Raw genomic sequence first — 21607 nt, 5'->3', positions numbered from 1 at the left:
AATATTCTAATAAAATTCATGATGTTTTATTGAAAAAAGTGTCATTGCATAGGTTATCGGTAATCCACTTAGAGAGAGCTAGCTCCCAAGTAAGTAAGCTGGTTGATAAAAATAGTCATACTGAATGTGATCCAATCTTTGCTTTGTGGACTATATATCTGGCTTTACTGCAATTTATGACTATTTTTTCACATCATCTTTGTAGGCCGTTATACAATACTAGCTATAATCTTCTTAGGGATTATTCGGGTAGTTTTGGGATAAAAACAACACACATTATCAACACAACACTTATTAGGCATTGCGTTCTATTTCAAGATGCAATCTTCTTATTTAGTTGTTATTGTAAGAAAAACTTCAGTATCCAAAAGTGAGCAGTTTTGAAAGAACACACAAGCGTTGTAGAGTTTAACAGCGTGAACAAATGGTATGATGGCTATCATGCTCTCAGAAACATCAACTTTTCAGTCGACCTAGGTGAAATTGTTGTTATTTGCGGCCCTTCTGGCTCTGGCAAATCGACCCTAATTCGCTGCATAAATCATTTGGAATCGATTCAAGATGGTCAGTTGCAAGTATTTGGTCTTCCAGCCGATTCAAAACAGCTCAAACCCGGGCAAGTTGGCATGGTATTCCAACATTTCCACCTATTTCCTCACTTAACCGTACTAGAGAACCTCACACTGGCCCCCATCAAGACGCTCAAACTTAGCAAAGAACAAGCTGAGAAAAGAGCACGCGATTATTTAAAACGAGTCAATATCGAAGAGCAGGCCGATAAGTTCCCATCTCAGTTATCGGGTGGCCAACAGCAAAGAGTCGCCATCGCTCGTTCCTTGTGTATGGAGCCTGATCTACTTTTATTCGACGAACCAACCTCTGCCCTTGATCCGGAAATGATTAACGAAGTATTAGACGTCATGGTTGAACTGGGTAAAAGTGGCATGACAATGATTTGTGTCACCCATGAGATGGGCTTTGCCAAAAAAGTCGCCGATCGCGTCGTTTTTATGGATGAAGGTGAAATTATTGAGGTCAACGCCCCTAATGAGCTGTTCAATTCACCTCAGCACCCACGAACTCAAGCTTTCTTACAGCAAATATTGAGCTATTAAGCATGGCCTATCGTTTATTCAAGCCTGTCCTACAGGCGATGCTTCAGATTGCGATTTTAATGGTGGCCATCGTATGGGTACTCGATTCCGGGGCTCAAGCGATGGGTTACCAATGGCAATGGGAGCGTATTCCTGATTACATTGCTTTCTACGAAGACGGACAATGGTGGCCAGCAGAACTGCTTGATGGCGTTATAGTCACGGTTAAACTTTCAGCATTAAGCTTGTTCTTCACTCTCATCATAGGCCTAATTACCGCTTTATTGAGGTTAAGTCAGTCTATCGTTGGGCGGGCCATCGGCAGTGCTTACGTTGAACTCATTCGTAACACACCGCTGCTTGTACAAGTTTATCTGCTTTATTTTGTTTTTGGACCAATGCTTGGTTTAGATAGATTCAGTACCGCCGTACTTGCTTTGTCTTTATTCCAAGGAGCCTACACAGCAGAGATTCTACGAGCTGGCTTAACCAGTATTTCAAAAGGTCAATTTGAAGCAGCAAAAACCCTTGGTTTGTCTTCTTTTACGACCTACAAAAGCGTCATCATGCCGCAGGTTTTGCAACGTACATTACCCGCCTTAACCAACGAAGTTGTATCTTTGGTCAAAAACTCTTCTATCGTCAGCGTTATGGCTATTTTTGATCTGACAACACAAGCACGAAATATCGTTTCAGAAACCGCAATGCCTTTTGAAGTGTGGTTTACGGTCGCTGCGATTTACCTTGTGCTGACGCTCACCATGTCAGCGATTTCAGCTTTACTCGAACATAAATTAGGAGCCAGTTGGCGTAAACCATAAGGAAGTACTATGACTATTTTTAAAACAGCAATAACGGCCCTACTCGGCCTAAGTATCGCCTTACCTTCTATGGTAACGGCAACCGCAGCAACACCAAATTCCGCCTCTCCAGCAATGAACAAGGATGAGCAAAACACCTCGAACCTTGATGAGATCAAAAAACGAGGCACGCTACGTGTCGGAATGTCGACGTTTGTTCCATGGGCCATGCGAAATAAACAAGGTGAACTGATTGGCTTTGAGATTGATGTTGCGAAACGCTTAGCCGCTGATACAGGCTTAAAAGTGGAATTTGTTCCGACCGCATGGGACGGCATTATCCCTGCCCTGTTAGCCAAAAAGTTTGATGTCATTATCGGTGGAATGTCGATTACACCGGAACGCGCCAAAAGCGTCCTATTTACCGAGCCCTATTCGCACTCTGGGGTACAAGTCGCCGCCAATAAAGATCTCGCCGCGGGTTTTAATGAATTTTCTGATTTTAACTCTCGCCGAGTCAAAATTGCGGCTCGTCGAGGCGCTTATACCGTCCAAGTCGCTAGGGAGAATTTTCCAAAAGCCAAGATTCTGCAGTTTGATGATGAAGCCCAAGCTTTCCAAGAAGTGCTCAACGGTAATGCTCATGCCGTTATCGCCTCGAGTCCGAAGCCTGAGCATGAATCTGTGAAACATGCCAACAAGCTCTTTTTACCATTCAGTGAACGCCTATCCAAAGGTAATGAGGCCTTTGCCGTTCGTCTGGGAGAGGAAGACAAACAAGCTTTCTTTAATCAATGGATTGAAGCACGAACTCAAGATGGTTGGCTCGATGAACGTTATGAATATTGGTTCTCGACTTTAGATTGGCAAGACCAGATAGCTAAGGCTAAGGCTAAGTAATTGTCTTTTAAAGTTTGACCTGAAGTGCTTGTCTTCAAATCCCCAAGTAAACGCAACAAGCTTGGGGATTAAGCCTTCTGTATTCTGTATTCTGTATTCTGTATTCTGTATTCTGTATTCTGTATCTAGTTATAAGTAATAGATAAACAAAAGATAAATAGCTCGATCTGCTTTATGGTCGTAAAGTAGTTCGAAAGCATTAAACGCACAAGGAACTTGATGTGAATCGTTCTTATCCCGTCCACCAACAGCCGCCTCAGCCCAACACACTTTTTAAACGCCTCAATGGTCTCAACCGCCTTGATTGGGGGCTGCTAATCATTTGTGTCGTCGCGGGTTGGTGGCTTATTCAACGTTCCACGGTTGGAATTAACTATATTTGGCAATGGCGTGAAACCATCGATTTACTTTTCACCCCGACAAAAAATGGCGGGATGCCTTATTTTTTCCAAGGTTTCGTCGCAACCCTTCGTTTGAGCTTGTGGGGCTTAGCCTTTGCAGCATTGTTCGGCGTTTTGATTGGCTTGGCTCGATTTTCTCATTCCTCTTGGCTGAGATTACCCGCCACGGGCTTTATTCAGTTAGTAAGAAATATTCCTCCTCTCGTATTTGTGTTTATCTTTTACTTTTTTATCTCGAACCAAATCATTCCTTTGCTTGGTCTTGAATCTGTTCTACGCCATCACTCAGGTGAGATTTCCACATTGCAGGCATTCTTGTTTGGCCCTACGAATTTATGGGAAAACTTACTTTCAGGCGTACTGTGTATCGGCTTACTGTCATCGGCTTATATTGCCGAAATTGTTCGAGCTGGATTACAAGGAATAGATAAAGGACAGTGGGAGGCGTGCCAATCTCTTGGATTATCTCGCTGGGTGACGTATCGCTTTGTGATTGCTCCCCAAGTATTTAAAGCCATCGGCCCCGCCTTGGCAGGACAAACCATTTCACTGGTCAAAGATACGTCTATTGTGTCACTGATTTCGATCCAAGAAATGACTTTTGTTGGTACAGAAATGGCCAACTCGTCTGGCTTCATTTTTGAAGTATGGTTAATCGTTGGCTTAGCGTATTTCTTACTGTGCTTTTCTTTGTCCTGTTTGTTCAAACACATGGAGAAACGCACGCAATAACTGACGTCTGATTCAAACGTTAAGTTTTCGCGTGCCGTGAAGTTCTCGCGTACAAAGGCAAGGTGACACGAACCATTACTGATTCAGAGAAATATTACGGAGTCAGAAAAACCGACTCTTATCAGAAAAAGTCAATGCTGTTGCGGCCACTTTTCGGGTCCCTTGTCTTCTCAGAAGATGGATTGCCTTTGTGGTTTTTATTGGATGATTGGGCTTTAGCAGACTGAGATAAAACATTAATTTGCTCGCGACGCTGTTTGTCGGCTGCCTTGCGTCCTGTCGACTTAGGCCCCGACACTTTAGCTTTGGTTGCGTTTGATTTAGCGCCCTTTTTCTTCTGCCGAGATGCTTGTTCTTTTTTAAGTTTTTTTTCAGCTTTCTCTTGCGGCGTTTCCACTTCTGTTACTGGTGCATCACAAACAACCACGTAGTATTCTTGGTTAAATTCAAAAAAATCACCATCGTACATTTTGCGACGCTTACGAGTTTCAAGTTCTCCATTAACCGCAACGTAACCTTCATCAATCACATGTTTGGCTTCTCCACCACCACTGACTAAATTGGCGATTTTGAAGAGCTTGTATAATTCAATTGGATGCGCATCGACTTCGATGCCAATCGCTTCAATTTCAATTTCTTCATCTTGAGAGTCTATTTCGTTTTGGTAATCTTGATTCATCTTATCCACTCTTACTTTATGACGACCGCAGTGTAAACGGAATAAGCAAAAATAGAAACGTTAACTTTCGCCTCATTGTGCGTGAGTTGAGTCGTTTTCGCCAAGCTAGCTCTCCTCGACGACAAGGTGTATATTTTAGGTACATACTCAATCTAAGTAACTGAAAATGAGCACGTCAGACCCATCAAAACACATCACGTTTGTCAGCGCTAATCTGCTCAACTTCCTTGCGCCACCAAATGCGTTTTACGACTTCGAGAATATTTATTCTCAGCAAGAGTGGCAAGGGAAACTAAGCTGGACTCAACAACAGGTTGAACAACTCAACCCGGATATTATTGGCCTACAAGAAGTCTTCAGCATTGAGTACGCACGCCACTTTTTTAACAAGATTGGCTACCCGTATTTTGCCAGTGTGGATACTCCGCATGTTGAATCCGATTATATTTATAGTCGACCTGTTGTCGCCATTGCGTCACGATTTCCGATTGAAAGATATTACCCTGTAACTATTGATGAGCATGCGCTAAAAGCCTATGGAGATTTTCAGGCTCCCACTTTTAGTCGCCTACCACTTTGTGCGCAGATTGTGCATCCTCGACTGGGTCATATGGCGGTCTATGTTACCCATCTAAAATCACAACGCCCTGCAGAAGCCAGTCAACAAGAGCTTGCCTCTCCCCCTATAGCACGTTGGCTTTCCACCCAGCAGCGTGGATGGGAAGCAGCGATGTTAAGGCATGCAATGCAGGTTAAATATGCCAGTCAACCCATGCCGACTGTACTATTAGGGGACATGAACCAGCCTATTTCTGAGAATAGCGTAACTCAAGTTCTGTTAACCAATAACCATGACAACCTAAAGCAAGAATTACAGTTATATGATGGATGGGCGTTGCAAACTCCTCTTCCCACAAAGGACAGGCAGGCAACACACTACCATTTCGGTACAGGTAACGTGCTGGATTACATCATTTTATCTCAAGAATTCTGCGCGACTGATGATAGAAGTATTGCTCAAGTTATTAATTATACTGTTAGTGACAAACATTTAATTAATCCTTGTTTTGCACAAGACAGATATGCCAGTGATCATGGGTTTGTTGCGCTAACTGCAGAAATCAACATCTGATACGCTAACCACCCAAAGGCAAATAATATCAAAAAAAACAATTAACACAATAAGGATAAATGGAAACGTTTATTAAACATAAATGTACACCTTATTTACTTTAAGCTTTTTTAATTTATCTCATATCACCAATTAAATCGAATTATGTGTAGTTTATCAAACTAACTGCACAACACCAAACTAACCCATTGAATTTATGAAACAATAAATTCAATATATACCCATAAAAAGTGATGCTGAGTCAGCTCCAGATAACATTTTAATAGAGCCTGACTCAATAAAATACACTCTGACCACAATACGGACTCATTCAAAACAGCCTAAATAAAAATATAATCTTGTTTTGACCTAATCTTGCTAGGGGAAAACGTTACTTCGGCATATACCCAAGTAGCCTCAAAGTGCTTGATTTAAAGCGAGATGACTTAGTAATGAGCAAGCAGAGAAGCGAAAATCCTTAGATGTTGAAATTACCATGCTCAAATTAAACGAAAGTGACATATTTCTTAATCAAAGTGCAGAAAATAAATTTGATGCAATAAAGCAAGTCGGTCATTCTCTTGTTTCCAAAGGCGCTGTTGAATCCTTCTATATTAACGCCATGCTCAAACGCGAAGCTCAGTGTTCGACCTATTTAGGTAAAGGTATTGCCATCCCCCACGGCACACTCTCCACGAGAAACCTAGTAAATGAAACCTCTGTCGTCGTACATCATTATCCAGCAGGCGTTGAATGGGATAACGGCAATGCTGTATACATAGTCATTGGGATTACCGCAAATTCTGATGAACATTTGGACATTTTGAAACAACTGACAAGAGTACTTGCCAATGAATCGATTCAGCAAAAAATTCGGCAACTAAACAACAAACAAAATATCGTTGAACTTTTTCAAGGCAACAATCAGCGAGATATTCTATTTGATAAAAGCTTAATTCAACGACACTTTCCTTCAACGAATATGGTTGAACTCATTGCAGCAGCAGCTGGCCTACTCAAAAATAACGGCTGCGGTGATTCAATTTTTACCTCAGAACTGACATCTCAAGCCCCATCGCCACTTGGTAAAGGTATTTGGCTCATTGGCACCAACAGACATGTTATACGAACAGGCTTTGCATTCATTTCTAGCAAGCAGTCCTTTGCTTTTAAAGGTCAACCTGTCAAAGCATTACTCGCTTTCGCAGTTTGTCACTGCAATCATAAAAAGTTTATGGATATCATTTCTAACCTTGTTTTTGAGAAAAAGCAATCACTGCTATTGCAGGCCAGTGATGAACAAATGTTGTCTCTTTTTCACTCTCAGGGGGAACTACCACTAGAGAAATATCGCTATAGTAGTGCGACTTTTGTCGTCAAAAGCAAACATGGCCTTCATACCCGGCCGGATACAAAGCTGGTGGCAGAAGCACGCAAGTTTCAATCAACCATTCACGTTACTAACCTCAATAGTGACAGTAAGCCAGTGAATGCTAAAAGTTTGATTAAGGTCCTTTCTCTTGGTGTCAAACAAGGGCACCACCTCAAATTTATTGCTGACGGACAAGATGCTGAGCAAGCAATCGAATCTATTGGTAAAGTGATGATTTCAGGACTTGCAGATCGAATAGGAACACCCTAATGACTGGTCAAATGACAAATGCATCGACGAAAAAAGTCGTCACAATCACTCTCAACCCTGCTTTAGACCTCACGGGCTCTCTCGATGCCTTTAATGCAGGCAATGTAAACGTCGTTAATAAAAGCCACTTTCATGCAGCAGGAAAAGGCATCAATGTGGCCAAAATTCTCGCTCAACTGGGAGCTGAAGTCACCGTCACTGGCTTTCTAGGTCAAAATAACGCCGAGCCTTTCGAGCAGTTGTTTACCCAATTGAATATCAGTGATGCCTTTATTCGTGTTTCTGGTGACACACGTATTAACGTCAAACTGGTCGAAAGCAATGGACAAGTCAGTGACATTAATTTTCCTGGTTTACACATTTCAAAAGATGCTATCGCTCAGTTTGAACGCACCTTATATCAACTGATGCCCGAGCACGATTATTTTATTTTTTCCGGTAGCCTGCCTCCGGGCGTCAGTGCCAAACAATTAGCAACTTGGATTGAGTTCTTAGGCAAAAGTGGCAAAAAAGTCCTGTTTGATAGCAGTAAATCTGCTCTTGCTGAAGGAATTAATGCCATACCTTGGCTGATCAAGCCGAACCATCAAGAACTTGGAGAATATTTAGGTCGAGATCTCCATACCAAACAAGCTTGTCTGGAAGGTGCGCGCCAGTTAAGCCGTACTGGTATAGAAAACATCATCGTTTCTATTGGCTCACAAGGCGTGATATACCTCGGTGACAAAGAGTGTCTCTATGCACAACCTCCAGTGATGCCAGTTACAAGTAGTGTTGGTGCTGGCGATACCTTAGTCGCAGGTCTCTGCTGGGGGCACATGCAATCGATGGAAACAAGCGAGCTGATACGCTTTGCGACTGCCCTATCTGCACTGGCTGTAACACAAATAGGAGTTGGGCTGGCCCCCGAAGAGCAACTGACATCCATTCTTAAACAAACTCAGGTCAGACAAATTTCCACGGAACCTCTTTGATGGGTTCAAGACACAACAAATTTCTACAGAGGGAATATGAAAAGCATTGTGATCATTACGGCTTGCCCAAGCGGAATAGCAAATAGCATCTTGGCCGCGGGTTTACTAGAGCAAGCAGCAGCTAAATTAGGTTGGCATGCAAAAATTGAGTGTCAGACAAATCTCATTCAGCCACAAATTTTGACTGAAGATGATATTGTGCAAGCTGAAGTAGTGATCATTGCCTCTGACGTTGCTATTGATACCTCTCGATTTGTTGGCAAACAGATTTATCAAGCCGAGATCAGCTCTGTCATACACGACGCGACGGCTTTTCTACAAATGGCAGTGGCTAATACCGCGATTTTATTAGAAGCAACGGCCACTCCCACCAGCACAAATATTGTAGCGGTCACATCATGCCCAACCGGGATAGCGAACACGTTTATGACCGCAGAAGCTCTAGAAGAAGAGTGCAGACGAAGAGGCGATCATATACGAATTGAGACACGCGGCTCCATTGGCACGAAACAGACCCTATTACCACAAGAAATAGAGCAAGCAGATTTAGTCATCATTGCAGCCGATATTGATGTTCCACTGACTCGATTCCATGGCAAAAAAGTGTATTTCACTACGACAAAACTTGTTTTGAGTCATCCAAGTAACGAAGTCAGTAATGCTCTAAAACAAGCAGAAATTTATATGCCTGTTAATGACGAAGGCTGCTCGACAACCTCAAGTCAAATTAATGAAAGTATTAAAAAACACCTGATGACTGGCGTGTCATACATGCTACCTGTCGTAGTCGCGGGTGGCCTTCTGGTCGCACTGTCTTTTATGTTTGGAATTGAAGCATTTAAACAAGAAGGTTCTCTTGCCGCAGCTCTAATGAAAATCGGTGGCGATGCCGCACTCGGTCTTATGATCCCCGTCCTTGCTGGCTTTATCGCTTACTCCATAGCGGACAGGCCTGGTTTCGCTCCGGGCATGGTTGGTGGTATGTTGGCCCACACTATTGGAGCGGGTTTCCTTGGTGGCATCGCTGCTGGCTTCCTCGCTGGTTACAGTGCCAAGTTTGTTGCCGAAAAAGTATCACTTCCCAATGTTTTGGAAACGTTAAAGCCTGTCCTGATAATTCCTTTCATCGCAACACTCATTACTGGCTTGAGCATGATCTATATCATTGGCCATCCCATTGCCAATATAATGAATGAGTTAACCCATTTTCTTAATAATCTCAGCTTTAGTAATGCCATTTTTCTTGGGCTTATCCTAGGTGCAATGATGGGTTTTGACTTAGGAGGGCCTGTCAATAAAGCCGCTTATACTTTTGGCGTTGGTTTGCTGGCTTCTCAAACATACGCCCCTATGGCAGCAATAATGGCGGCTGGTATGGTCCCCGCTATAGGTATGGGCATCGCAACCCAACTTGCCAAATCCTATTTTGATAAAAGCGAACAAGAAGCAGGAAAAGCCTCTTTTCTACTCGGGCTGTGTTTTATTTCAGAAGGTGCAATTCCATTTGCTGCCAAAGATCCTTTCCGTGTGATTCCTGCCTGTATGACGGGTGGTGCCATTGCCGGGGCACTATCTATGTTATTTGGCGCAGAGCTGATGGCACCACATGGCGGGCTATTTGTTTTGTTGATCCCTCATGCTATCTCACCCGTTTTACTCTACTTATTAGCGATCAGTGCGGGAAGCTTGGTCACAGGAGCCTTTTACGCATTATTAAAAGTAAAGTCAAACGTTGAAGAAGCAGAAGGCGAACCACTCGATACTGCTTGTACTCAAAAGTAACAAACAGTTTAGGGGGACTTAAATAGCCCCCCTAGTTTTTGCAGCACTAAGTTTTTACCAAGCTTAATGTTTGTGAAACACGGGATTATGCGGTATTACTTAGGCGTTGATTCAACCTCGACATGATTAGTTTTCATATTCACGGTTGCATGATACAAGCTTTGTGGCTCGCCATGGTGTTTAAACGTGAAGTGATAAACATAATCAGGAGTCCAAAGCGTGGTTTGATCCGCAGGCATAATATCGTAGCCATCTTGCTGATAGACCTCCGTTGCCATCACATTAGCAATCGCAGCAGACGTGTCTCTTTTCACTGTTGGCTGTGTTGAAGGATTATGTGGATAAGACTCGCCATTAAAACTCATCTTACGATAGGCACCGTTACTCCATACAATGAAATCTTGCCAGCCATTCGAACGCGTATCAGCCAACAAGATCGGCGTTCTTGTTACCGTCATCCGGTCAAGTACTTTACCCTCGTTATCAAATAGATAAGCCACACACCCGCCGCTGCCGCAGAAGTAACGCTCTTGCATCAGCACAATATGTTCTGCTGTGCCATCACGATTGAGATCAGCAGAGCCCGTTAAGTAGCGTGGATTATCGTCTTTAGCAGATAGCCCAATAGGTTTAAGAATACGGTTATCCACCCAGGTTGCTATCGTTGCCGCATCCGCACTTTTGACACTTTTTATCTCATCATGAGTTGAGCCAGAGGAGAAAAGGTTGCCCATAGAGCTACATCCAGATAAGGCCAGTGAGCTAATAAGGAGAAAACTGTGTAATCTGTAATTATTCATTGAAATCAACTCTGTTTTTCAGGTACCGGGTTAGTATACGCATGAAACTCTTACTTTTTGAAATTAAAATAGGATAAAATATATCCAAGTAACCTCAAGATGCTTGGATATAGGTATGAGTAGTCAAGGGAATAACATGGAAATAAAAGCATATAATCGTGGCATGTTGGCAGAGTTGAGTGAGCTGTATTTAACAACAAGAACCACCGCCTTTAATTGGCTCGATACAAGTGATTATCAACTTTCAGACTTTGAAAAAGACACCGATGGAGAATGCATTTGGGTTGCTTTTTCTGAGAATAAAATTGTCGGCTTTATCTCTATTTGGGAGCCCGACTGTTTTATTCATCACCTATACGTTGCAAAAAGCTATCAAGGAAAAAACGTAGGGAAGAAGCTACTACAGAAAGCGAAATCGTTATACCCTACCTTGAGCCTAAAATGCATGACAAAAAATAAACAAGCTATTGATTTTTATCAAAAGAATGACTTCATTAGTGTGAGTAAAAACAGTGATAGCTTGGGTTGCTATTATCTTATGAAATTTACAGCACCATCTAACACCATGAACTAAGGTCATTCTCTCTGCTCTGTATTTATAAACCCCACTCTCAAGTGGGGTTAGTCAGTTCAGTCAAATAAGCGAAATTAGCCGCGGTAATAACGCTGAGGAACAAATGGCATTTTCTCAACCGTCATTGGGAGCTTTTTACCGCGCACTTCAGCAAACAACTCGGTACCGATAGCAGCCAGATCAGCACGTACATAGCCCATCGACACCGGTTTGCCTGCATTCGGGCCAGCTGTACCACTGGTTACAATGCCAATCTTGGTTCCTTCTGCATCAAACAATTCTGCGCCTTCACGCACTGGAGCTTTAGTTTGCCCAACCAAACCTACACGTTTACGAGCAACGTCTTTGGTTTCGATTTGCTCAAGGATAATCGTAGCACCAGGGAAACCACCAGCACGTTCGCCATCGGCACGACGTACTTTTTGAATGCCCCACAATAAGCTTGCTTCCACAGGCGTAGTTGTTGGGTCAAGATCGTGACCATACAAGCATAAGCCGCATTCTAGGCGAAGTGAGTCTCGCGCCCCGAGGCCAATCCACTCGACTTCCGCTTCTGCCGTTAACTTAGTAGCAAGCTCTTGGGCATGTGTCGCAGGTACGGAGATTTCATAGCCATCTTCACCAGTATAACCACTACGAGACACAATACATTCCGTGCCAAATAACTCGATTTTACGTACATCCATAAACAACATGTCTGCAACTTCAGGGGCAAAGCGTGCTAACACTTCCGCCGCTTTTGGCCCTTGAATCGCCAGTAAAGCTCGGTCTTCTATGACTTCTAGAGTCACACCCGCTGGTAGATGCGCGTTCAAATGGGCAATGTCTTGTTCTTTACAAGCCGCATTCACAACAACGAAAAGGTGATCGCCAAGGTTTGCTACCATCAAATCATCCATGATACCGCCCTGCTCGTTGGTAAAAAACGCATAACGCTGCTTACCAGCACCAAGATCAATAATATCGACAGGAACCAAAGACTCTAGGAAAGCGGCGGCGCCCTCTCCGTGCAAACGTAACTGGCCCATATGAGAAACATCAAATAACCCGGCAGCATCACGAGTGTGTAAGTGCTCTTTCTTTACGCCCAGAGGATATTGAACTGGCATATCGTAGCCCGCAAACGGGACCATTTTCGCGCCCACTTCCAAGTGAAGGGCATGCAATGGTGTTTTGAGAAGTTCTTGAGTCATTGTAGTCTCCGTATGAATAAACCCGTGATGATGTCGAGATGTTTCCAATAATAAACATGACTGATTTTGATTTGCACGTATAGCCATCAGTTGGCATGCAAAAATGTGACTTTTAACATTTTAGATACACTTCAACTCTAAATAAATGGTGATATTGACAATAAAGTTACTATTAAACCTGATTTCTCGGCATAAAACTGGCTTTAAAATATGCACAGCAAACGTTTGCTTTCACTATAAGAAATTTACATTTTATTATCATTACCGAGCTGTCACCCATAGAATCTGCGCATCTTGCTCACTGACACTGGTTAAGATATGCCCCATATTGGCATCATAATATACGCTGTCTCCCTCACTTAAGGTGACCGGCTCGTAGAACTCAGAGTAAAACATGACCTCACCTGACAAGATCAATAAAAACTCTTCGCCATCATGACGTACCCAATCTTTGTATTCTCCAAAACGCCTTGCCCTGATCTGGCTTTTGAAAGGCATCATTTTTTTATTGGATAACTGGGTTGCCAGTAGCTCATGCTCATAGGTAGGCGTCGGGTGCGGTTTACCTGTTTGATTTTTGGTAATGTCCCTACGCCCTGTTGCTACTTTTTTTATCGGTGGTTCAAAGAGTTGTGGCATATCAATTTGCAAGCCACTGGCTAACTTTTGCATCGCCTGAAACGTTGGAGATATTTGTTCGTTCTCAATTTTACTCAGGGTCGAGCGAGCAAGCCCAGTACGGTTGCTGGCTTCTTCTAAGGTAATTCCGAGTTTAGATCGAATATCTTTGATCCGCTGGCCTAATTTCAGCGGCTCAATATTTTGCTCTGTTTGTTCTTTTTCTAACCTCATCGAAGGGTATTCATCGTAAATATTCTCGGCCATAAATCCTTCTCAACACCGACTTCATTTAATATTGGCTTTATTGTGCACGATGCACTGATCGGTTAAAAGAACATCACACCAAATAATACATACTTTGTTAACAAAATCAGAAAATTTGTTTCTTATAGGAAATTATTGGTTGATTGTTTATTCGTCTAACGCTATGTTACCGACTTGTTAGATGTCGAGATATACATTCCGTAAAAGATTGGTAAGCAAGGAAAACATCAATCGGCGGTATTTTGCTCCTGCTAATTTGGAGCATATTTCATCCTGTTCTGCCTCGCAGTTCAGCAGTTTTGAGCATAAATGGACTCAAGAAGCACCAAAAGGTCATCGAGTGTTCGAGTACATTTTCAAATTTGCAAGGTCACCATCATGCACAAAAGTTACCCTAACCACAGCTTGGAAAATTTTTTCACTACTAACCTATCCGCAACAGACGATGCTGTTTTCGCCGGTGTCCAAGCTGAATGCGCACGCCAAGAAGAACAAATCGAACTCATCGCTTCTGAAAACATTGTTTCTAAAGCCGTAATGCAGGCTCAAGGCACCTGCCTAACCAATAAATATGCAGAGGGCTATCCGGGCCGTCGTTATTACGGTGGTTGTGAGCATGTTGATACCGTCGAAGCCATTGCTATCGAACGTGCAAAAAAGCTATTTAATTGCGAATACGCCAACGTTCAACCTCACTCAGGGGCGCAAGCGAATGGCGCAGTGAAATTGGCTTTATTACACCCTGGCGATACCATTCTTGGCATGTCATTAGATGCAGGTGGCCACCTAACACACGGCGCTCGTCCTGCTCTATCGGGTAAGTGGTTTAACGCAGTGCAATATGGTGTGGAGCGTGACACACTAGAAATCAATTACGAAGAAGTACGCAAACTGGCCCTAGAGCACCAGCCTAAGATGATCATCGCCGGAGGCAGTGCCATTCCTCGCACACTGGACTTCGCTAAATTCCGTGAGATCGCCGACGAAGTCAATGCCATCCTGATGGTCGACATGGCCCACATCGCCGGTTTAATTGCTGCTGGAGCACACCCTAGCCCACTGCCTCATGCCCATGTCGTTACGACAACGACTCATAAAACATTGCGCGGCCCCCGTGGTGGAATGATCCTGACTAACGATGAAGCCATCAACAAAAAGATCAATTCAGCAGTCTTTCCTGGTTTACAAGGTGGCCCACTGATGCACGTTATCGCAGCCAAAGCGGTGGCCTTTGGTGAAGCTCTAGGTCCTGAGTTCAAAAACTATATCGGCTCGGTGATCAGCAATGCCAAAATACTTGCCGAAGTATTGCAAAGTCGTGGTTGTGACATTGTCACGGGTGGCACGGATACTCACCTCATGCTGGTAGATTTACGCCCTAAAGGATTGAAAGGCAACAAAGCAGAAGAAGCATTAGAACGTGCTGGCATCACATGTAATAAAAATGGAATCCCATTTGATACAGAGAAGCCTATGATTACATCTGGGATCCGTTTAGGAACACCCGCCGGCACAAGCCGAGGCTTTGGCATTGAAGAATTTACGCTTATTGGTCATTGGATTGGCGACGTACTGGATGGCTTGGTGAACAACCCTGAAGGTGACAAAGAAGTAGAACAGCGCGTACGCAAAGAAGTCAAAGCGCTTTGTGACCGCTTCCCCCTTTACCGATAACCTATTTTTACATCAGAACAATTTCTGACCAGTTATTTGGAGATTAAGTAATGGACAAAACATTGAAGTTTACAGACAGCCACGAGTGGGTCCGTGATAACGAAGACGGCACAGTGACTATCGGGATTTCAGCTCATGCACAGGAAATGCTCGGTGACGTGGTGTTCGTCGATCTACCGGACGTGGAAGACGAAGTAGAATCAGGTGAAAGCTTTTCTTTAGTGGAATCAGTAAAAGCCGCGTCAGACATCTACTCCCCTGTGACTGGTAAAATCGTCGAAGTCAATGAAGAGCTTGAAGACAGTCCAGAACTGATCAACGAAGAGCCGTATGATGGTGGCTGGATTGTGAAAGTGAAACTCTCTGTTCCATCAGAGCTAAATGACCTTCGTGATGCCGACGAGTACTTAAGCATCATTGAAGAAGAAGAATAGGATGAATCAAAGCTGTCCCTCGACTCAATAAGGTGACAGCTTTTTTTCTAAGTTCGGTCGTATAATTAATATTATCAGTAGCGAGCCTCCGTTACCCGAACAAAGAATAGGTAAAGGACAATGACTGAATTACTTCAAAGCCTCAGTACACAAAATGAGTTCGTTGCTCGCCACAATGGACCAAACTCTTCCGACCAAGCCAAAATGTTGGAAGCGATCAATGCCGTCAGCCTAGACGCACTGATTGATGAAACCGTACCTGCTCAAATCCGTTTAGAGCAACCAATGACGCTCGCCGCTGCCAAAAGCGAAGCAGATATGCTTAAAGCAATGCGTCAATTTGCGGATATGAACCAAATTAACCGCAGCTTTATTGGCCAAGGTTATTACAACACGTTCACACCAAACGTTATCCTACGTAACGTGATGGAAAACCCTGGCTGGTACACGGCGTATACTCCATACCAACCAGAGATCTCTCAAGGTCGCCTAGAATCTTTGCTTAACTTCCAGCAAATGGTCATGGACCTAACAGGCCTTGAAATCGCCAATGCTTCTCTGCTTGATGAAGCCACCGCCGCCGCAGAGGCAATGACGCTGTGTAAACGTGCGGGTAAGAGTAAAAGCGACGTGTTCTTCGTTGCTGATGATGTTCACCCACAAACCATTGAAGTAGTGAAAACCCGTGCTAAGTTCATCGGTTTTGAAGTGATGGTCGGCAATGCCGATACCCTGCCTCAACAAGACGTATTTGGCGCCCTACTTCAATATCCAAGCACAACCGGTGAAGTGCGCGATCTGACTGATATTATTGCACAAGCTCAAGCCAACAAAACCCTAGTTACCGTGGCTACCGATCTGTTAGCTTCTACACTGCTTAAACCCGTCGGTGAAATGGGCGCTGATGTGGCGATCGGCTCTGCACAACGCTTTGGTGTTCCAATGGGTTACGGTGGTCCTCACGCTGCATTTATGGCGACTCGTGACAAACATAAACGCACCATGCCAGGCCGTGTGATTGGCGTTTCCATCGACAGCAAAGGCAATCAAGCGCTGCGTATGGCGATGCAAACGCGTGAGCAGCATATCCGCCGTGAAAAAGCGACCTCAAACATCTGTACAGCTCAAGCTCTGCTGGCCAATATGGCCTCTTTCTACGCGGTGTATCACGGTGCAGAAGGTTTGCGTACCATTGCACGTCGTACTCACCATATGACGGCGATTCTCGCCGCGGGTTTAACCAAAAGCGGTTTTGAGCTGGCGCACAACAGTTTCTTTGACACCATCACCATCAACACTGGTACGAACACTGAATCGTTGTACAACAGTGCACTGGCGGCGAACCTCAACCTACGCAAGCTACCCAATCAACTTGGTATCAGCTGTGACGAGACCACCACCACAGAAGACATTGCTGCGCTATTTGCGGTATTTGGCGTAAAAGAAGCGATCTCATCGCTTTCTAGTGAAATCGCAATGAATGAATTTGCCGCGATTCCAGAAGCGCTTCGCCGTACAAGTCAATACCTGACGCATCCTGTATTTAACACTCACCACAGTGAAACACAGATGATGCGTTATCTAAAACAGTTAGAAAATAAAGATTTTTCACTGACGCACGGCATGATCCCACTGGGCAGTTGTACCATGAAGCTTAACGCAGCAGCTGAGATGATTCCGGTCACTTGGCCTGAATTTGGTGCCATTCACCCATACGCACCGGCAGATCAAGCGGCAGGATATGCGGCGCTAGCGAAAGATTTAAAACAGAAGCTATGTGAAATTACTGGCTACGATGCTTTTTCGCTACAACCGAACTCGGGCGCTTCTGGTGAGTATGCAGGTCTGATTGCCATTCAACGTTACCATGAGAGCCGTGGTGAAGCGCATCGTAACGTGTGTTTGATCCCAAGCTCTGCCCACGGCACTAACCCAGCGACAGCCTCTATGGTGTCGATGAAAGTGGTGGTGGTGAAGTGTGACGAGGATGGCAATATCGACATCGACGATCTGGCCGCAAAAATTGAAAAGCACAAAGACAACCTATCAAGCATCATGATCACTTACCCTTCGACCCACGGTGTGTATGAAGAGCAAGTGAAACAAGTGTGTGAGATGGTACATGCGGCTGGCGGTCAGGTTTACTTGGACGGTGCCAACATGAACGCACAGGTTGGCCTCACGACTCCGGGCTTTATCGGCTCTGATGTGTCGCATTTGAACTTGCATAAAACCTTCTGTATTCCACACGGCGGAGGCGGCCCGGGTATGGGACCGATTGGAGTGAAATCTCACCTTGCGCCTTTCTTACCGGGTCACGTTGAGAACGGTGCCGATGGTGAGCAGTTTGCGGTTGCAGCAGCGGATATGGGCAGTGCGTCTATCTTGCCAATCTCTTGGGCATACATTGCCATGATGGGTGAAGCAGGCCTAACTGAAGCCACCAAAGTTGCGATCTTGAATGCAAACTATGTGATGGAGCAACTGCGCACTCACTACCCTGTGCTATACCGTGGCACTAACGGCCGTGTTGCTCACGAGTGCATCATTGATATTCGTCCACTGAAGGAAGAAACAGGTATCAGCGAAGAAGACATTGCCAAGCGTTTGATGGACTACGGTTTCCACGCGCCAACCATGTCCTTCCCTGTTGCGGGCACCTTAATGGTAGAGCCGACGGAATCGGAAGATCTGGAAGAGATGGATCGTTTCTGTGAAGCGATGATCGCTATCCGCGAAGAGATGACTAAAGTTCAAAAAGGTGAATGGCCACTGGATAATAACCCACTGGTTAATGCGCCTCACACTCAAGTGGACTTGTCTGCTGACGAGTGGGACCGCCCTTACTCTCGTGAGATCGGCTGCTTCCCTTCTAAGGCAACCAAATCTTGGAAGTACTGGCCAACGGTCAACCGCGTCGATAATGTTTACGGCGACCGTAACCTGATCTGTTCATGCCCGGGCATGGAAAATTACCAAGAGTAGTTTTGGGGTTAGATAGACAAAAGCGAACCGAGTGGTTCGCTTTTTTGGGGGTAAACTAAATCAAGTCTGTCGCCTCTATTTTCATCTACTATCTAGGCGTATGTATCCTCCCCCCTAACTAAACTCATAAAATTATAGATATTTAAAGAAGTTTGACGTCAAAGTTTCTTCACAACCTTGATATTCTATGAAATCTTTTACTAAACGCTTCTCTCCCACCTTCCATTATTTCACAGACTTCGTTTCTAATATTCTGTTCTATTAAACTTCCACTGGCTTTTATTTGTACTTGCCCTCCACGGAATTCCATAACATTAACTAGTTCAGAATCTCCATTTACGACAATGTTAGGGTTATGCGTAACAATTATAATTTGTCGCCGTGCCTTATTTTTTTGAATCTGATTAACAATCAAACTATAAACTAGTGCGTTATCTAGATCATCTTCAGGCTGGTCGATAATGATTGGTTCCTCTCCGTGACTTAACAAGAAAGCGAGTATCGCAGCGGCCTTTTGACCAGCAGATCCTCTGCTAATATTTGCAAAATGAGTCCCATCCCCACGTGGTGAGTACTTAACTTCTAGCAAATCATCAGGCTGCCAACAGTCTAACCTTGCCATAAATTCAGGCTCTCTCTCATACCTTTCTGTAAGGAAATCTATGAATCGACGATCAATTCTGTATCCATTAGGTTGTTCACCCAATACCAATGATTTTATAGCACTCTTGAGTTCCCTAAGTGCCGATGTTTTTTCTTCGAAAGTATTACTTGCATTGAAAAGTCCATACAGTAACGAAGTATCATTTCCCTTTTCGTATACAGAAGAAGAGAATTTACCATGCCCGACAATAGTTCTGAATTGACGCTCTGCTTTGGATAAGTCTGAAAATGGTCTGATTGTCATCTGAACATAATCGTTATTGACAAGAACGCTATCTATAAACTCTTGCCGCTTAGTCTGTAGTTCACGTCTAAGTTCTAACATCGTATTAAGTTCACCTTCCTTTTGTACACTTACTTCACTCAGCCGCGCCTTGTCTACTTCGATGCATTCTAATTGTTGTTCTATCCTCACTTTTTCTGAAATCCACGACTCATATTCCTGCGTATTAAATTCAGAGCCACGTTCTTGATATTCACTAACAAGGTCTTGATAACGCTCATCCGATAACACTTTTTGTGTATGCCAATTGGATGATTGAATAGCTTGGTCACGTAACTTCTTAGCTCTAACTATCCGAGTTTTAAGCGTTTCAATTTGGCCTAGTACTTCATTCACTTCAGCTTCAAATGCACTTTGTATAGCAACAAGCTCTTCCTTAAGAGGATCCTCAAGCAACTCCATTTGAGTCGTATTCAAGCTAGGAACGGTTTCTTGAAGCAATTCATCGAAGCTGTTCGAAATATCATCGATGTTACCTGCATTCGAAAGTAGACGGCTTAATGTCGTCATCAGTTGGTTTCGAATCAATACTTGACTATGTCCACCAGACTCAAAGCCATTTATGTCGCTCATCAATTCTTGGAGCCTTGAGTTCTTAGAACCTTCTTTCGAAATGTTGCGACTTAGCTGAACTTTTTCTGAACTTAGCTCCATATAGAGTCGCTGGTGAGGTACAAAACGAGAATTCCAGCTTTCTATATCAACAATAGGAGAACGATCGACTAGTTCTAAAAGGCTTGTTGGGTTTGAGGCAAGTGCGTTTATTTGCTTTTGGCTGTATATATTAACGGCAAACCTTTCACTCACATCACCTTCATCTACAACCCAACCTCCTTCATCAGCTCTTTCGAACTTTACGCCCCCCTCTTTAGTCCAACTAACTCGGTACCTAGAGGTATTTCTAACGAATCTAGCTTCAATTAGAGTGCGGTCTGTAGTGACTCCATCTACAAAAGACCGTACATCAGCTCCAACACTAGGTAAGTCTTCTAGTTCTTGGCTCCTTCCAAGAGACAACCTTAATGACTCAATAAAAGTTGACTTTCCTGTACCGCGTCCGCCGATTATAGAGTTAAACAAAGGGTGTAATTGAAATTTTGGGATGTTAGTCGGATTCATTCCACAATGCTTCATACCGCTAATTTTTAATGATTCGATATAAGACCTTGGAAGGGTGTTTGGATTCTCAGCTTGATTCAGTATACAAAATTGGTGATCTTTCAAGGCAAAGTTGAGAGCTTCAATGGAAGGTGTTCCCATCTTAATCCAACTATAGCTACCACCAATGTCAGCCAACATATGAGCATCAGAACCCATAACGGTTGCTAGGTGGCTTGCATCTTTTTTTAACTCTTCATGAATAGAGCCACTCGATAGATAATCTCGAGCAACAAATTGCGCTCCGTCAAATAGTGTTAAATGAGCTTTGATGTCTGGGTTCGTATTAGTAACTTCATGCAACAAGCCTTTAGGAGCGTCAATATGCGCGGGTATTGCGACACCATTTGATTCAGCGATTTTCTTTACTATAGTTTCTATCGATTGAGTGGTGTAGCAAGCCTCAGGATCACCAAAGTCACCTTGCAAATCACAACTACCCAAGAATCTAGTCAGGTCCTGTGTTGACTTACCTGGGTCGAAAATTGCTAACAGGTGTATTCGTGACGCGCCCAAAGAGATAGTGATTTCTACTCCAGGAAAAATCACAAGTGGACGGAACCACTCTTCAGACTTTATTTGTTCATATGTAGCCTTGAGTCTATCTATCCACCCCCCTGAATTGTGATCTGTAATCGCTATGCAGTCCAGTTCTCGCTCCATTGCCGTTCTGAGCCACAACTCAGGTTCGGGAGATGAGGGCTCACGATAATCTCTCGATTCAGGTGTGTGTGTATGAATATCAAATTTATACCATTTGCTCGTAATGGTAGTTGCAGGCATATGCTTTAACTCACTAAGTCAAATAAAAGGACAGGTACCTCGGCTTGCACTTTAAAAACT

17 protein-coding genes are annotated in these 21607 nt (G+C 43.8%); 12 read left to right on the top strand and 5 right to left on the bottom strand.

What is annotated here, in order from left to right:
• Window positions 1-380 precede the first annotated feature (380 nt).
• From BS333_RS16960 to BS333_RS16945, 4 genes are all read left to right on the top strand, one after another.
• Window positions 381-1115: an amino acid ABC transporter ATP-binding protein gene (locus BS333_RS16960; RefSeq protein ID WP_021710649.1), complete on the top strand. Its 735-nt coding sequence runs from the start codon at window positions 381-383 to the stop codon at window positions 1113-1115.
• 2 nt (window positions 1116-1117) lie between these two features.
• Entirely contained in the window at window positions 1118-1915 is a 798-nt protein-coding gene (locus tag BS333_RS16955) for an amino acid ABC transporter permease (protein WP_021710648.1), read from the top strand.
• 9 nt (window positions 1916-1924) lie between these two features.
• A complete protein-coding gene (locus BS333_RS16950) occupies window positions 1925-2794 on the top strand; it encodes a transporter substrate-binding domain-containing protein (protein WP_021710647.1) in 870 nt (289 codons plus the stop codon).
• Window positions 2795-3015: 221 nt separating this feature from the next.
• Complete coding sequence (locus BS333_RS16945; protein WP_021710646.1) at window positions 3016-3927, top strand: amino acid ABC transporter permease; 912 nt, start codon at window positions 3016-3018, stop codon at window positions 3925-3927.
• A gap of 121 nt (window positions 3928-4048) precedes the next feature.
• On the opposite strand, the gene BS333_RS16940 is transcribed toward BS333_RS16945, so the two are convergent.
• Window positions 4049-4606, bottom strand: coding sequence for an RNA-binding S4 domain-containing protein (locus tag BS333_RS16940; RefSeq protein ID WP_021710645.1), 558 nt, complete (start codon window positions 4604-4606; stop codon window positions 4049-4051).
• A 166-nt stretch (window positions 4607-4772) separates the two neighbouring features.
• On the opposite strand from BS333_RS16940, the gene BS333_RS16935 reads away from it, so the two are divergent.
• From BS333_RS16935 to BS333_RS16920, 4 genes are all read left to right on the top strand, one after another.
• Window positions 4773-5738 (top strand): endonuclease/exonuclease/phosphatase family protein, encoded by a 966-nt coding sequence (locus BS333_RS16935; RefSeq protein ID WP_021710644.1) that lies wholly within the window; start codon window positions 4773-4775, stop codon window positions 5736-5738.
• Between the two features lie 475 nt (window positions 5739-6213).
• On the top strand, window positions 6214-7359 hold the full coding sequence (gene fruB / locus BS333_RS16930; protein ID WP_021710643.1) for a fused PTS fructose transporter subunit IIA/HPr protein: 1146 nt from the start codon (window positions 6214-6216) through the stop codon (window positions 7357-7359).
• Window positions 7360-7370: 11 nt separating this feature from the next.
• Entirely contained in the window at window positions 7371-8333 is a 963-nt protein-coding gene (gene pfkB / locus BS333_RS16925) for a 1-phosphofructokinase (protein ID WP_101903982.1), read from the top strand.
• Window positions 8334-8369: 36 nt separating this feature from the next.
• Entirely contained in the window at window positions 8370-10115 is a 1746-nt protein-coding gene (locus tag BS333_RS16920) for a PTS fructose-like transporter subunit IIB (protein WP_021710641.1), read from the top strand.
• Window positions 10116-10210: 95 nt separating this feature from the next.
• Here BS333_RS16920 and BS333_RS16915 read toward each other — a convergent pair whose 3' ends face one another.
• Entirely contained in the window at window positions 10211-10915 is a 705-nt protein-coding gene (locus tag BS333_RS16915; protein WP_033004112.1) for a hypothetical protein, read from the bottom strand.
• Window positions 10916-11051: 136 nt separating this feature from the next.
• On the opposite strand from BS333_RS16915, the gene BS333_RS16910 reads away from it, so the two are divergent.
• The gene (locus BS333_RS16910) at window positions 11052-11489 is read left to right on the top strand and encodes a GNAT family N-acetyltransferase (RefSeq protein WP_021710639.1); all 438 of its coding nucleotides are present in this window, start codon (window positions 11052-11054) and stop codon (window positions 11487-11489) included.
• Window positions 11490-11563: 74 nt separating this feature from the next.
• On the opposite strand, the gene gcvT is transcribed toward BS333_RS16910, so the two are convergent.
• Together gcvT and BS333_RS16900 are read right to left on the bottom strand one after the other, a co-directional pair.
• Window positions 11564-12682, bottom strand: coding sequence for a glycine cleavage system aminomethyltransferase GcvT (gene gcvT / locus BS333_RS16905; protein ID WP_021710638.1), 1119 nt, complete (start codon window positions 12680-12682; stop codon window positions 11564-11566).
• A gap of 261 nt (window positions 12683-12943) precedes the next feature.
• A complete protein-coding gene (locus tag BS333_RS16900) occupies window positions 12944-13567 on the bottom strand; it encodes a helix-turn-helix domain-containing protein (RefSeq protein ID WP_021710637.1) in 624 nt (207 codons plus the stop codon).
• Window positions 13568-13945: 378 nt separating this feature from the next.
• On the opposite strand from BS333_RS16900, the gene BS333_RS16895 reads away from it, so the two are divergent.
• The 3 genes from BS333_RS16895 (at window position 13946) to gcvP (ending at window position 18660) form a co-directional block, all read left to right on the top strand.
• On the top strand, window positions 13946-15241 hold the full coding sequence (locus BS333_RS16895; RefSeq protein WP_021710636.1) for a serine hydroxymethyltransferase: 1296 nt from the start codon (window positions 13946-13948) through the stop codon (window positions 15239-15241).
• A 50-nt stretch (window positions 15242-15291) separates the two neighbouring features.
• A complete protein-coding gene (gene gcvH / locus BS333_RS16890) occupies window positions 15292-15675 on the top strand; it encodes a glycine cleavage system protein GcvH (protein ID WP_021710635.1) in 384 nt (127 codons plus the stop codon).
• 120 nt (window positions 15676-15795) lie between these two features.
• Window positions 15796-18660: an aminomethyl-transferring glycine dehydrogenase gene (gene gcvP / locus BS333_RS16885; RefSeq protein ID WP_021710634.1), complete on the top strand. Its 2865-nt coding sequence runs from the start codon at window positions 15796-15798 to the stop codon at window positions 18658-18660.
• Between the two features lie 169 nt (window positions 18661-18829).
• On the opposite strand, the gene BS333_RS16880 is transcribed toward gcvP, so the two are convergent.
• A complete protein-coding gene (locus BS333_RS16880; RefSeq protein ID WP_021710633.1) occupies window positions 18830-21547 on the bottom strand; it encodes a TrlF family AAA-like ATPase in 2718 nt (905 codons plus the stop codon).
• Window positions 21548-21607 lie beyond the last annotated feature (60 nt).

This window comes from Vibrio azureus, assembly GCF_002849855.1.
GTDB classification, from domain to species: Bacteria; Pseudomonadota; Gammaproteobacteria; order Enterobacterales; family Vibrionaceae; genus Vibrio; species Vibrio azureus.
Note: the sequence above shows the minus strand (reverse complement) of the source record. Positions and strands in the feature narration are given on the sequence as shown.

Excerpts from the sequence above, each read along its gene's own strand:
- BS333_RS16955 (WP_021710648.1), top strand. The coding sequence starts at position 1,118 with ATGGCCTATCGTTTATTCAAGCCTGTCCTACAGGCGATGCTTCAGATT.
- BS333_RS16950 (WP_021710647.1), top strand. The coding sequence starts at position 1,925 with ATGACTATTTTTAAAACAGCAATAACGGCCCTACTCGGCCTAAGTATC.
- BS333_RS16940 (WP_021710645.1), bottom strand. The coding sequence starts at position 4,606 with ATGAATCAAGATTACCAAAACGAAATAGACTCTCAAGATGAAGAAATT.
- BS333_RS16935 (WP_021710644.1), top strand. The coding sequence starts at position 4,773 with ATGAGCACGTCAGACCCATCAAAACACATCACGTTTGTCAGCGCTAAT.
- fruB (WP_021710643.1), top strand. The coding sequence starts at position 6,214 with ATGCTCAAATTAAACGAAAGTGACATATTTCTTAATCAAAGTGCAGAA.
- pfkB (WP_101903982.1), top strand. The coding sequence starts at position 7,371 with ATGACAAATGCATCGACGAAAAAAGTCGTCACAATCACTCTCAACCCT.
- BS333_RS16920 (WP_021710641.1), top strand. The coding sequence starts at position 8,370 with ATGAAAAGCATTGTGATCATTACGGCTTGCCCAAGCGGAATAGCAAAT.
- BS333_RS16915 (WP_033004112.1), bottom strand. The coding sequence starts at position 10,915 with ATGAATAATTACAGATTACACAGTTTTCTCCTTATTAGCTCACTGGCC.
- BS333_RS16910 (WP_021710639.1), top strand. The coding sequence starts at position 11,052 with ATGGAAATAAAAGCATATAATCGTGGCATGTTGGCAGAGTTGAGTGAG.
- gcvT (WP_021710638.1), bottom strand. The coding sequence starts at position 12,682 with ATGACTCAAGAACTTCTCAAAACACCATTGCATGCCCTTCACTTGGAA.
- BS333_RS16900 (WP_021710637.1), bottom strand. The coding sequence starts at position 13,567 with ATGGCCGAGAATATTTACGATGAATACCCTTCGATGAGGTTAGAAAAA.
- BS333_RS16895 (WP_021710636.1), top strand. The coding sequence starts at position 13,946 with ATGCACAAAAGTTACCCTAACCACAGCTTGGAAAATTTTTTCACTACT.
- gcvH (WP_021710635.1), top strand. The coding sequence starts at position 15,292 with ATGGACAAAACATTGAAGTTTACAGACAGCCACGAGTGGGTCCGTGAT.
- gcvP (WP_021710634.1), top strand. The coding sequence starts at position 15,796 with ATGACTGAATTACTTCAAAGCCTCAGTACACAAAATGAGTTCGTTGCT.
- BS333_RS16880 (WP_021710633.1), bottom strand. The coding sequence starts at position 21,547 with ATGCCTGCAACTACCATTACGAGCAAATGGTATAAATTTGATATTCAT.